The organism is Vibrio sp. AK197 (genome assembly GCF_053903115.1).
In genome coordinates this window covers 1,284,816-1,297,031 of record NZ_CP096430.1, presented here as the reverse complement: position 1 = coordinate 1,297,031, position 12,216 = coordinate 1,284,816, and the positions used below count along the sequence as shown (strand labels likewise).

Annotated in this window: 12 protein-coding genes; 6 read left to right on the top strand and 6 right to left on the bottom strand. The window is 44.4% G+C overall.

The annotated features are described in order from the left end of the window. Position 1: 1 nt before the first annotated feature. The 4 genes from bioD to bioB are packed head-to-tail and all read right to left on the bottom strand — an operon-like array spanning position 2 to position 3,668. On the bottom strand, positions 2-700 hold the full coding sequence (bioD, locus tag M1D72_RS13220) for a dethiobiotin synthase (RefSeq protein ID WP_390190315.1): 699 nt from the start codon (positions 698-700) through the stop codon (positions 2-4). Further along, a complete protein-coding gene (bioC, locus tag M1D72_RS13215; RefSeq protein ID WP_456297183.1) occupies positions 676-1,479 on the bottom strand; it encodes a malonyl-ACP O-methyltransferase BioC in 804 nt (267 codons plus the stop codon). Before bioC ends, bioD begins: the two co-directional genes overlap by 25 nt. Then, entirely contained in the window at positions 1,472-2,629 is a 1,158-nt protein-coding gene (locus M1D72_RS13210; protein WP_456297390.1) for an 8-amino-7-oxononanoate synthase, read from the bottom strand. Before M1D72_RS13210 ends, bioC begins: the two co-directional genes overlap by 8 nt. After that, on the bottom strand, positions 2,616-3,668 hold the full coding sequence (gene bioB / locus M1D72_RS13205) for a biotin synthase BioB (RefSeq protein WP_456297182.1): 1,053 nt from the start codon (positions 3,666-3,668) through the stop codon (positions 2,616-2,618). The genes M1D72_RS13210 and bioB overlap by 14 nt, the downstream gene beginning before the upstream one ends. A 107-nt stretch (positions 3,669-3,775) precedes the next feature. On the opposite strand from bioB, the gene bioA reads away from it, so the two are divergent. Next, a complete protein-coding gene (gene bioA / locus M1D72_RS13200) occupies positions 3,776-5,059 on the top strand; it encodes an adenosylmethionine--8-amino-7-oxononanoate transaminase (protein ID WP_456297181.1) in 1,284 nt (427 codons plus the stop codon). A 54-nt stretch (positions 5,060-5,113) separates the two neighbouring features. Here bioA and M1D72_RS13195 read toward each other — a convergent pair whose 3' ends face one another. Both M1D72_RS13195 and M1D72_RS13190 read right to left on the bottom strand, forming a co-directional pair. Next, positions 5,114-5,809 carry a YccT family protein gene (locus M1D72_RS13195; protein ID WP_456297180.1) on the bottom strand — a complete coding sequence of 232 codons (696 nt, stop codon included), beginning with the start codon at positions 5,807-5,809 and terminating at the stop codon, positions 5,114-5,116. A 65-nt stretch (positions 5,810-5,874) separates the two neighbouring features. After that, a complete protein-coding gene (locus M1D72_RS13190; protein ID WP_456297179.1) occupies positions 5,875-6,855 on the bottom strand; it encodes a porin in 981 nt (326 codons plus the stop codon). Positions 6,856-7,370: 515 nt separating this feature from the next. Here M1D72_RS13190 and dinG point away from each other — a divergent pair. From dinG to M1D72_RS13165, 5 genes are all read left to right on the top strand, one after another. Continuing rightward, the gene (gene dinG, locus M1D72_RS13185; protein WP_456297178.1) at positions 7,371-9,446 is read left to right on the top strand and encodes an ATP-dependent DNA helicase DinG; all 2,076 of its coding nucleotides are present in this window, start codon (positions 7,371-7,373) and stop codon (positions 9,444-9,446) included. 94 nt (positions 9,447-9,540) lie between these two features. Next, positions 9,541-10,320: a sulfite exporter TauE/SafE family protein gene (locus tag M1D72_RS13180; RefSeq protein WP_390190325.1), complete on the top strand. Its 780-nt coding sequence runs from the start codon at positions 9,541-9,543 to the stop codon at positions 10,318-10,320. After that, positions 10,317-10,865, top strand: coding sequence for a primosomal replication protein PriC (priC, locus tag M1D72_RS13175; protein WP_456297177.1), 549 nt, complete (start codon positions 10,317-10,319; stop codon positions 10,863-10,865). Before M1D72_RS13180 ends, priC begins: the two co-directional genes overlap by 4 nt. 2 nt (positions 10,866-10,867) lie before the next feature. Then, a complete protein-coding gene (gene rsmS, locus M1D72_RS13170) occupies positions 10,868-11,056 on the top strand; it encodes a pleiotropic regulatory protein RsmS (protein ID WP_456297176.1) in 189 nt (62 codons plus the stop codon). Continuing rightward, positions 11,057-12,202, top strand: coding sequence for a ribosomal protein uL16 3-hydroxylase (locus M1D72_RS13165; RefSeq protein ID WP_456297175.1), 1,146 nt, complete (start codon positions 11,057-11,059; stop codon positions 12,200-12,202). Positions 12,203-12,216 lie beyond the last annotated feature (14 nt).

The following is a 12,216-nucleotide window of genomic DNA, read 5'->3' as shown; positions in this document are numbered from 1 at the left end:
ATTACATCAATTTGCTAATATCAATAAAGCGCCCTAACTCTTTACGTTTGGCGCTTGGCACATAAGGAATTTCTCCGATTTTAGGGGCCGGCAACTTTTTCTCTAGCATACTGATAATCTCTGCGTAATGTTCTGTCCCTGGGTTAATTCGATTAGCAACCCAGCCAGCAATGGTCAACCCATCGGCTTCAATCGCTTCAGCAGTTAGCAGAGCATGGTTCAAACAACCCAGTTTGATTCCAACCACAAGAATAACCGGAAGCTGTTCTTTTTGGACCCAAGTTGATAAATATTCATCCTCAGAAACAGGGACTCGCCAGCCTCCCGCCCCTTCAACCAACACAACATCGGCAGCGGCTTTGTGCTCACTTAATGTGGTACTCAATACGTCAAAATCGATTATCTCGTGTTCATAACGCGCCGCAATATGTGGTGATGTTGGAAGCGCCAATGTGTAAGGGTTGACCTGCTTATAATCACGAGCAACCGTCGCTACCGATTGTAAGTGCAACGCATCGGAATTTTTCATCTCACCTTCAATGAATTCACTGCCTGCAGCAACTGGCTTAAACCCAATTGTTTTAAGATCTTTTGCCGCCAAGGCTTGAAGGATAGCCTTTGATGCGACGGTTTTTCCTACATCTGTATCCGTACCTGCAACAAATAATGCATCTATCATCGATGTATCACCCCTAAACATACGTGGTAAGTGGCAGGCACTCGCCCATCACTTGATTCAAACTCTTTATACGCTTTTTCAACAGCAAGCAGTGCACTTCGACCAGTGAGCCCCTGCGAGCGACCGACGACATGATTGGCGCCTATTCCCTTCAAATCATGCATTAAAGAAAATGCGGATGGATACCAAATCGTCATAATGGGAAAGTCTAAGTGATAGCGATCACACTGAGCTTGAGCTAACGCAATTTTTACCTGAATGTTAGACACAAAATCGTTGACGTGTTGATACTCATCAACTTTTGACCAAGCTCGACTTAACTCAAACAAAGACCCTTTGAGCAAAGTCGAAAACAGCGCTTTGCCATTAGGCTTCAACACTCGGCGAATATGTTGAAACGGATAGGACAAATCAGAGCACCACTGCAATGCAAGGCTTGAGAAAACATAATCTATCGTTTCATCGTTCAAACTTAGCCGTTCTGCATCCATCACGAAATATTGCATGCCTTTGTCACCACAGCGTTCTCGAGCAAACTCAAGCATCTTTGGTGCCATGTCAACACACACCACGTTGGCGCCACGCTGCTGAAAAATCTTGGCAAAATAGCCGGTGCCACAGCCAAGATCGAGGACCGTTTTACCCGTTAAATCTTGTGGCAGATAATCCAGTAGTCGATGACCGACATCGCGCTGAAACTGAGCATGACGATCATACGTCATCGCGGCTTTATCAAATGCTTCACTGATCGCTTCTTTGTTACCCATAGAGGCCGGCAGTATTTTTGCTGGATTACCCATGATAAACGTCCATCCATTGTTCAAACTTTTCAGCCAAAGCATCGATATGTGTTGGTTGATGAAGTGCTGTTAAGGTGATGCGTATTCGAGCGGTACCTTTCGCAACCGTGGGCGGGCGAATAGCACTCACCCATTGACCATTTTCTCGCATAAATTGTGCACAATTGAGGGCCGACTCAGCGTCACCTAAAATGACTGGTTTTATGGGAGTTGTCGTTTCAACACATCCCGAAAACTGGCGAAATCGGTGATGAAAGTGCGCACTGAGTTCCTCGAGACGATCACGTCGCCACTGCTGGGTTTGAACTAGGGTAATGGCATGTGATAGAGCGTAAGCTTGTGCTGGGGGCATCGCTGTAGAATAGACGTGATGGCGCGCGCACTGAGTCAGATACTCCCCTAACTCAGCATTACACATGATGGCTGCACCGCTCATTCCAAGCGCTTTTCCAAACGTTGCAATCAATAAATCTGGCTTCACTTGAGCGGCTGCACAGCTTCCACGCCCCTCGCCTTCCATGACGCCTAGACCATGAGCATCATCCACAGCCCATAAGTCGCCGTCACGAATTTGCAACGCGATGTCGGACAGTGGCGCGCAATCGCCATCCATACTAAACACGCCTTCTGTAACGATAAACGCCGGCGTATTTTCGCGGTGCAGTTTACGGTTTAAATCCTGCACATCATTATGTTTAAAGCGCGTCATGGACGCAGAAGAAAGCATACCGGCTTCAATCAGTGAAGCATGATTGAGCTTATCTTGCAGCAAGCGGTCCCCCTTCTCGAGTAAAGTAAACAGCATCGCTTGATTAGCACTGAAGCCAGAATTAAACAAAATAGCACGCTCGTAACCTAACCAGTCACACAATTGGTGCTCTAACATAAGGTGCGGAGTTGAAAAGCCTGTGACCAAAGAAGAAGCACTGCTACCCGCACCAAACAAAGTGAGCCCATTTTGCCACGCCTCAATTAACGATGAATCATTGGCCAGCCCTAAATAATTGTTGCTAGAAAAATTAACCCAGAGATCACCATGTTGTTCAATCATCAGTTGATTTCCACGAGTCACTACATTGAGCTGACGATTTAATTGATTTTCTCTCCGCTGCTCAAGCTGCGAGCGGATACGGGTTCTAAACGCTTGCATCATAAAACAAATCGTCTTTGGTAGGACGTGCTGCCACTTGACTCACAACTTGGTCGAGAAGTTCACTTTCTTGAATTTCATCCGGCTTTTGCGCAACTTGATGTGTGTTAACACCCAGCTTTTTAAATAACTGCATGTCTTTATCTTCTGAAGGGTTTGGGGTGGTTAGCAATTTACAGCCATAGAAAATAGAGTTAGCGCCTGCCATAAAGCATAAAGTCTGCATTTGCTCATTCATATTTTCGCGCCCAGCTGACAGCCTGACTGCGGATTTTGGCATCATAATTCGCGCAATAGCAATTAAGCGAATAAAATCAAACGGCTCGACATCATCCACCTTTTCCAGTGGCGTACCTTTTACTTTGACCAACATGTTAATCGGTACACTTTCCGGGTGAACAGGAAGATTCGCCAACTCCATCAATAGCCCCGCACGGTCATGGTCACTTTCTCCCATGCCAATTATGCCTCCAGAACAAATTTTCATTCCGGCCTCTCTCACATGAGATAACGTGTCGAGTCGATCTTGGTATGTCCGAGTGGTGATGATGTTACCGTAGAACTCAGGCGAAGTATCAAGGTTGTGATTGTAGTAATCAAGGCCTGCATCCGCGAGCTCAGCAGCTTGCTCAGAAGAGAGCATACCCAGGGTCATGCAAGTCTCCAAACCCATCCCTTTAACGCCTTTGATCATCTCCTTGAGATAGGGCATGTCTCGCTGCTTAGGATTTTTCCAAGCGGCTCCCATGCAAAAGCGCGTTGAACCGGCGCTTTTAGCCTTTTTCGCGGCGTCAAGTACACGCTCAACATCCATTAAACGTTCTTTTTCAATCTCCGTCGTGTAACGCGCACTTTGGGGGCAATACTTACAATCTTCCGGACAGGCTCCGGTTTTAATAGAAAGTAAGGTACTGACTTGTACGTAGTTGTGGCGATGAAAATGGCGATGCACTTGTTGAGCTTCAAACAACAAATCCATAAAAGGCATTGCCATTAATTTTTTGACTTGCTCAGAGGTCCAATTGTGACGTACTTCCACAGTAATTCCTTATATTTCTTGCGAATTTTCTTGGCTAGTCTATCTCCGAACGATAAACTGTCAACACTGTAAAAATAAATAAGTTTACACAAGGTCACAAAATAACCATGAATTTAGATTTTGACCGCCAGCATATCTGGCACCCATACACCTCGACCCTTGAGCCACTGCCCTGTTATCCTGTAATAGGCGCCTCAGGCGTCGAAATTGAGTTAGAAAGTGGAGAACAGTTAATCGACGGCATGTCGTCTTGGTGGTCTGCGATTCATGGTTATAACCATCCTCGTCTTAACGCTGCTGCGCATCAGCAAATTGAGCGCATGTCACATGTGATGTTTGGCGGGCTCACCCATGAGCCTGCTATTAGTTTGTGCAAGTCTCTCCTCTCCCTTACACCTTGCAACTTAAAGCACGTATTTCTGGCTGACTCAGGCTCGGTTTCGGTCGAAGTAGCGCTAAAAATGGCACTGCAGTATTGGCATGCAAAAGGTGAAAACCGGAGCCAGTTTCTTACGCTAAAACATGGCTATCATGGCGATACTTTTGCCGCCATGTCGGTGACCGATCCTGATAATTCGATGCATAAGATCTACAAAGGTTTTCTTCCTAAGCACCTATTTGCAAAATCACCCAGCATTGGTTTTAACCAAGATTGGAACAAACAAGACATCGATGACTTTCGCCACCAACTTGCCCAATATCATTCTCATATCGCGGCTGTCATCTTAGAACCGATAGTGCAAGGTGCAGGAGGGATGCGCATTTATCATCCGAATTATTTAAAACGAGTAAGAGAGCTTTGCGATCAATACGGGGTGCTACTCATCATTGACGAGATTGCAACTGGGTTTGGCCGCACTGGCAAGATGTTTGCCTGTGAGCATGCAGGTATCAATCCCGACATCATGTGTGTTGGAAAAGCCCTGACAGGTGGTTATATGACGCTTGCCGCGACACTGACCACCTCAGAAGTTGCCAATACGGTTTGTTCAGGCGAAGCAGGATGTTTTATGCATGGCCCCACGTTTATGGGTAACCCCTTAGCCTGCGCCGTGGCATCGGAAAGTTTGGCGATCTTGCAAAATAATCAATGGCAGATACAAACCAAAAACATTGAAACCTGGTTTAGCGAGGCCTTACCGTCGCTTGAGCATTTTGAAGCAGTGAAAGAAACACGCTGGTTAGGTGCGATAGGTGTGGTGGAACTGCATCACAAAGTCAATATGCAAGTCATTCAGCAACACTTTGTCGAGCAAGGGGTTTGGATACGTCCGTTTGGAAAACTCATCTATATGATGCCACCTTTTATTAGTGAAAAGCACCATATTACCAAACTGGTCAACGCCATCGCGTCTGCATTAGAAAAGCCTCAACAGATGCTAGAGCGCTGAAAAGCAAAACGCCAGTCGTGTATGACTGGCATTAAAAATACAATTAATGGCTAACTACTGAGAAACAGCCCATTGCAAGAAGGCTTTGCGATCTTGTTGTGACATTTTTAGATATTGCTGCTGCAGCGCACTCAGACTCTGAACCTGAGGCTTAGATTGAGGTTGAGCACTAGGGTTATTCACTGGCGTTTTCGGCGTTACCGAAGGTTGGTTCTGGCCATTATCAATCGTTACATAAGTTAAACCTACAGCGGCTTTCCCACCTTTTTTATTGTAACTCTCGACTTCATCTAAAAAATCTTTACCGAATACGACACCCGTTACTTTAACTTCATCAGCCACAGCATCAATTGCTTGGTCAGTGTTGCTGTCCAATAACGTCCAATTAAAGCCTTTAACCTGCTTCTCTGCCATATTCGCGTCTCGAGCTTCTGGCAATTTAAAGTCGAGAACCTGATTACTTGCATCAAACTTCATGACAATCAGAGGGCTATGTACTTTCTCGCTAGATTCTCGATAAAGAAATGTCTTGATATAACGGAACGCGATTTGATTGGTGCCATTAGGTAATTCTATCGTTTTTGTTGAGTCAAAAAGGCTACCTTGCACATCTGCTTTTTCAAGATTAACTACATTTAAGTCTATTTCTTCAGGAACATTCAACGTTACAGAAGCGTACGCTGTTGAAGTGATAAAAAGACAACCAGTGAGAATGGTTTGATTGATAAACTTAAAACCAGAAACAGACATTTTATTTTCTCCTACTAAAAAGCCCAGCAAATGCTGGGCTTTGATTCTATCAATAAAGGCGTAGATTACCAGTAAACACGTCCACCTAGAGCAACATTGTTCGCGTCTTCTTCACCTTCTTGAGAGTTGAAGTTGTATTCAACGAAAGCAACAGCCCAGCTAGAGAAACGATAGTCTGCACCAACCATTACGTTAGTAGTTGAGTCGATATCTTGATCGAAATCAAAGTACTGGTACTGAGCGTATACAGAAGTCTTCTCTGCTACTTTGAATTTACCACCAAGGTGGATGCTGTCAGATTCAAGAGTTGCATCAATATCGTTAGCGTCCGCTTTGTTGTACGCGTAAGTAATACCTACAACACCATTAGACAGCGCGTATTCTGCAGTCGCTTCAACGTACGTTGAATCAAAGTCATTAGAAACTTTCTTAACAGCAGAAGAACTGTCTGAACCATCTAGACCAGTTTTATCTGATTGATAAGCACCACCAACGTGTACAGAAACATCACCGAAAGAAGTACCTACAAAAAGTTCTGACATTTGAGCGTCTTCGTCATTTTCAGATAGGTTGTGAGAAGTTTTTAGCCAGAAGTTGTCTTTCTCTAAGCTGTAAGCAATTGAGCTTTTTTGCCAGAAAGTATCGCCCAAACCATTTTGGTATGGAGTGTAGTCAAACTGCCAGTTGTAGATAGCGCCGTAAACATCATCGTAGAACGGTAGGTGTTGACCAACTGTCAAAGTACCGTATGTGTCAGAAGAAAAACCTACATAGTGTTGACGAAGGCCTGAGTCTTCAACGTAAACTTCTGCTTTACCAACAGCAGTAAATTCTTCGTTGATGTCGTAACCTACTTTAACACCCCAACGAGACGAGCTTTTGTCGATACGTAGGTCATCTTCGTTATCAACGTCAGATAGAGTAACTAGTTGACGAAGTTGACCGTAAAAATCAACTGTTGCGTCATCGCCTTTATAGATTTCTGCTGCATTAACAGAACCAGCGGCTGTTGCTGCAACAACCATAGCTAATAGTGTTTTTTTCATAATTTAATCCACTGCCTTTTCTTAATATGGGAATTCCTTATCCGGTTCCCTTTTTTGTTTTTTGAAGTTGGCTCAGAGAGTTAACTCCTATGAACCAGCCTCAACAAATCTGCAGCTAAGATTGCAGAATATTCATCTAACTGTCAAATGTTGTAAAAAAAGATAATAAAAAATAAATAAACATCTAATTATCAATAGCTTACATATAAATTAGTGTTTTTTTAGAGCAATATCTAACCAACCCTAAAGTTTATTCAGCAACTACCACAAAAAACAACATCAGAATATAATCCTGATAAAATAGATAAAATTTCATTTTAAAGACAATTTAAACACAAGAATCCACTTTTTGGAGATATATATTTTTCACAAACTAAAATTAATCCCTCTTGTTAAAGGTTCAGTTTTTTTTTGTGAAGTTGATCTCCGTTTGTAAGAAAAGGATTCTATTTCGTGAGCTAGGTACGTTTTAGCAAACTGTGCTAACATCGCGCGACTCACTCAAAGGGCCCGTCATGACCACCAGCAAAGTTCAAAAAGCGATTCGTACAAGTTATCAAAACCTTCAACATCAATTGGATAACTTTATTCCTCGTCGAGCACAAAACTATCTTGTTGCGGAAATAACCAAAACATTGTGTGGCAGTTACCACAAATCAAATCGCATCATGGTGGCGGAAGCGGGAACAGGCATTGGAAAATCGCTGTCCTATTTGATGTCGGTCATCCCGGTGGCTCGCTTCAATAACCGCAAAGTGGTGATCTCTACCGCCACGGTGGCATTACAAGAACAGCTCATCAATAAAGATCTGCCTCTATATAGAAGGCTCACCGATTTTGAATTTAGCTTTATTCTTGCTAAAGGACGCCAACGTTATTGCTGCGCAGAAAAATTAGCAGCGGCGAGTGGTGTCGATGGCGGTCAAATGGCGATGTTTGAAACCAAGCCGAAAGCGAAAGATATTGATTTGCTCAAAACCATGTACGAGAAACTTGCCGAAGGTAAATGGGACGGCGATCGAGACTCTTGGCCAAAGCCTATCAGTAATGAACTTTGGCAAATGATGGTCAGTGACAAGCACAGCTGCAATGGCTCAATGCAAGCTCACCGAGGATGCCCTTTTCAAAAGGCACGTTCTGAGCTGGATAAGGTCGATGTAATTATCGCCAATCATAGCCTCGTGATGTCAGACTTAAGCTTAGGTGGCGGCGTGATACTCCCCGAACCTGACAATACTATTTATGTCTTTGATGAAGCTCACCATCTTCCTCAAGTTGCTCGTGACCATTCGTCTGCTGCCGCGAGCCTAAAAGGCGCGGCAAGTTGGCTAGAAAAGCTCAACCAATCCGTTTCTAAATTCTCTAATCTGGCTGATGAAAAACGTGTCGCCCGATTTCGTAACGAGTTACAAAATTCGGCGCAAGAACTTATCCCAGCACTGAGTCAACTCGCCAAACGCTTTGACCCAGCACAATTTGTCGATAAGTCGTATCGCTTTGAGCATGGTGAACTACCCACCTGGCTCGAAGAAGAAGCAAAGCAATTAAAGCAGCTGTCAAATAAGCTCGCGCAATCAGTGGCAAAAATCGCTGATCTTATTGCGGAGAGGGTTAAGGACGGCGAAATCGCAAATCGCCTTGCAGAACCTGCATTAGCAGAGCTGGGATTTTACATTCAACGGACGGAAAACCTTGCACAAGTGTGGCAACTTATGGCTCAGCCACAGCCAGAAAAGGGGGCCCCCCTTGCAAGGTGGCTAGAATTGAGCGATGAACGCGAAGGTGACTTTATTGTCAACGTATCGCCACTTGAAGTTGGATGGCAACTTGACCAACAACTCTGGAGTCGCTGCGTTGGCGCAGTATTAACCTCCGCAACCATTCGCGCACTCAATTCCTTTAGCTTCTTCTGTCGCCAAGCCGGCATCAGTGATAAAGCGGAAGATGGCGTTCAGTTCCTCGCCCTAGCCTCACCGTTTGACTACCCAAACCAAGCCGAGCTGTACATTCCCAAAATGCAGTACGAACCACAAATGCCCGAATTTACTGACCATCTCATTGAACGACTTCCTGAGCTAATAGAAGAAGGAAAAGCCAATTTGGTGCTGTTTGCCTCGTACTGGCAAATGAATAAAACCGCGCAGGCACTGTCGATGCTATTCACAAAAAAAGGCTGGTCTTTACAACTTCAGGGTGAATCTTCTCGCCAAGAAATTATCAATAAACATAAAAAACTTATAAAAATTCACAAAACCAGCATTCTATTTGGGACAGGAAGCTTTTCTGAAGGCCTCGATTTACCCGGAGAGCTACTTGAAAACCTGATTATCACTAAAATACCGTTTGGAGTACCCACTTCACCGGTCGAACAAGCGCACTCAGAATATATTCAGGCCAAAGGTGGAAATCCATTTATGCAAATCGCTGTGCCTGAAGCGAGTAAAAAATTAATCCAATCTGTCGGTAGGTTACTGCGAAAAGAGAGAGATTCTGGTAGAGTCATCGTCCTCGACAGGCGTCTTATCAGTAAAAGATACGGTAAAGCACTGTTAGACTCCCTGCCGCCATTCAAGCGAAATATCGAGTACTAGCTGCTATATTGAACCTTTGTGTGAGTAATGACTCAAATTTTCACGTTTATCTCACGATGCCACTCACTGAAAAAGAATAGATAGAAGTACATTTATGGAGATGTTTGAGCCAACACTGCTGTTGGTGCTGGCACTGGTCGCCTTTATTGCTGGATTTATTGATGCCGTCGCAGGTGGCGGCGGAATGTTAACCGTTCCTACCCTATTATCCATGGGACTTCCTCCTCACCTCGCGTTGGGAACGAATAAGCTCGCGGCAACGTTTGCATCCTCAACGGCAGCATTTACTTATTATCGTAAAAAATTATTCGACCCTCGTTGCTGGTATCGTGCTTTTATATCCACATTGATTGGTGCCACGCTCGGCACACTGTTTGTTGATGCAATCAGCACTGACTGGCTCGAGAAGATCCTGCCGTTAATTATCTTAGCCGCTGCTATCTATACGATTTTTCATAAAACGCCGCATAATGCCGCGAATGTGCTACCGCCGCAATGTGCTAAATTTCATAAAAAACAATACGCTCAAGGCTTGAGTATTGGCTTTTATGATGGATTAGCCGGCCCCGGTACAGGCGCTTTTTGGACAGTGAGTTCCATGGCTCTCTATAAGCTCAATATTCTTTTGGCATCTGGTTTATCCAAAGCCATGAATTTCACCAGTAATTTTACCTCCTTGGTGACTTTCGCTCTTCTTGGCCATATTAATTGGATGCTAGGCTTAACAATGGGCGTATGTTTAATGGCAGGCGCTTTTGTCGGCGCGCACTCAGCCATTCGATTTGGCGCGAAATTTATTCGCCCAGTATTTATTACTGTTGTGAGCATTTTGGCGATAAAACTCGCTTATGAAGCATGGATTGTCAATTTATGAGTCAATTTAGTCAGCTCAAGAACACGTTAGAACAGCTTGATATTCAAGCTGCTGCCCTTGACAGACAACGAGGGGAACATCATTTACCGCTATTTGATGAACGGCTTTTTCGAGGTCAAGCTCGGCTGTTAACACCCTGTGTTCAAGAAGCACGCTCGACCTACGACTCCATTCTACGTGAAAGCCAGAACAACCTTCTTACCGCCGAACGGGCTGAATTTCTTACCGAGCGACTGGTCGCTCAAATTGGGGCGATCCAACGAGAACTTGCAACAACATCCATTCGTAAGAGTGAACCTAAGCACAGCAGCTACTATAGAAAGCCCATAAACAAATTATATCAAGAGCTTGCCCAGCATCAGGAATGGGAACGACGCTTAAAAGATATGGTGATGGAAAAAGAATATTTGCTCAACCATAGCTCGTTGGGGCAGCAACAAGAAGCCCAGCAAGTGCTTCTTGCCACAGAACAGCGTCTAAAACGTTGCCAAGCCGCTAAACTAAAATTAGAAAATCAAATCACCTATCGAGAACGAAATCAGTAGTTATGTCTTGTAAAACCACTTCAAATACCGGTGCGTCAAATAGCCTTGATAACGCACCAGACGATATCAAACTCGCGGTCGACCTTATCTATTTACTCGAGTCCAATGACATTCCAACCAATACCGCTTTGTCAGCAATCAATATCGTAAAATCTGACTTAGAAAAAAAACTCATACAGGAACAAGAGTAAATGTATCAATTCAACTTTAACTTCGAGCAGTTCATGCTCGACTATTGGCAGAAAAAGCCAACGATTCTTCGTCAAGGTTTTTCAAACTTTGAGGACCCGATTTCGGCGGAAGAGCTCGCCGGATTATCGTTGGAAGAAGAAATTGATTCACGCTTTATTTCTAATCACAATCATAACTGGAAGATCGAACATGGCCCCTTTGACGAGTCCTTTTTTGGTGAGTTAGCCGAGTCGCACTGGCAACTGGTTGTTCAAGCAGCGAACCATTGGCACCCAGGCGCGGCGCAACTCGTTGAGCCATTCAAGCAGCTTCCTCAATGGCTGTTTGATGATGTCATGGTATGTTTTAGCGCGCCACAAGGCGGAGTCGGCCCACACATTGATCAATATGATGTATTCATTATTCAAGGACAAGGTCAGCGTCGCTGGCGCGTTGGTCCTAAAGACATGGGTCAGTACCAAGAAACCATTAAAGCCAATGCATTAAAACAAATCAAATCGTTTGAGGCAGAAATTGACGATGTGCTAGAGCCCGGTGACATTCTCTACATTCCAGCCGGTTTCCCCCACGAGGGTCACACACTTACCCCTAGCCTCAGCTATTCAATAGGTTACCGCTCACCTAAAGAACAGGAGCTACTCAGTAATTTTGCGGATTATGTATTAGCGCACGATCTTGGTGATGTTCACTTACACGCACCCGACATGAAGGCACAGCAAAGCTTTGGGGAGATCAAGCAAGAGCATTTAGCCAAGCTGACCACAATGCTCAAAGCGGCCACCGAAGATGATGACTTGCTGCGAAAATTTGTGGGCTCCATGCTCAGTCAATCACGTCATATGTTAAATATTGTTCCTGAAGAGGATGAGTCGAGTGAACAAGAAATACAGCAGTACCTATTTCAGGGTTCAGAGCTGCACAAGGTCGCTGGATTAAAAACCTTGTATCACGACACGCATCCAACCGTTGCCTACATTAACGGTGAACGCTTTGACGTTTCAGAAGAGATCCAGTCTCAGTTATCATTACTGTGTAACTTGGAGCATTACAATCGTCACCACCTTCCCCAAGCTCCGGCTGCAGAACATTGGCAACTATTAAACACATTAGTCAATAAAGGATATTGGTACATGGACGAGCTTTAAGCGTCCTCCGCGTA

What these genes read in the sequence shown, in the direction of transcription:
- bioD (WP_390190315.1), bottom strand. Translation starts at nt 700, where the DNA reads ATGTTTAGGGGTGATACATCGATGATAGATGCATTATTTGTTGCAGGT.
- rsmS (WP_456297176.1), top strand. Translation starts at nt 10,868, where the DNA reads ATGTCTTGTAAAACCACTTCAAATACCGGTGCGTCAAATAGCCTTGAT.
- M1D72_RS13190 (WP_456297179.1), bottom strand. Translation starts at nt 6,855, where the DNA reads ATGAAAAAAACACTATTAGCTATGGTTGTTGCAGCAACAGCCGCTGGT.
- M1D72_RS13165 (WP_456297175.1), top strand. Translation starts at nt 11,057, where the DNA reads ATGTATCAATTCAACTTTAACTTCGAGCAGTTCATGCTCGACTATTGG.
- M1D72_RS13210 (WP_456297390.1), bottom strand. Translation starts at nt 2,629, where the DNA reads ATGCAAGCGTTTAGAACCCGTATCCGCTCGCAGCTTGAGCAGCGGAGA.
- M1D72_RS13195 (WP_456297180.1), bottom strand. Translation starts at nt 5,809, where the DNA reads ATGTCTGTTTCTGGTTTTAAGTTTATCAATCAAACCATTCTCACTGGT.
- M1D72_RS13180 (WP_390190325.1), top strand. Translation starts at nt 9,541, where the DNA reads ATGGAGATGTTTGAGCCAACACTGCTGTTGGTGCTGGCACTGGTCGCC.
- bioA (WP_456297181.1), top strand. Translation starts at nt 3,776, where the DNA reads ATGAATTTAGATTTTGACCGCCAGCATATCTGGCACCCATACACCTCG.
- bioC (WP_456297183.1), bottom strand. Translation starts at nt 1,479, where the DNA reads ATGGGTAATCCAGCAAAAATACTGCCGGCCTCTATGGGTAACAAAGAA.
- priC (WP_456297177.1), top strand. Translation starts at nt 10,317, where the DNA reads ATGAGTCAATTTAGTCAGCTCAAGAACACGTTAGAACAGCTTGATATT.
- dinG (WP_456297178.1), top strand. Translation starts at nt 7,371, where the DNA reads ATGACCACCAGCAAAGTTCAAAAAGCGATTCGTACAAGTTATCAAAAC.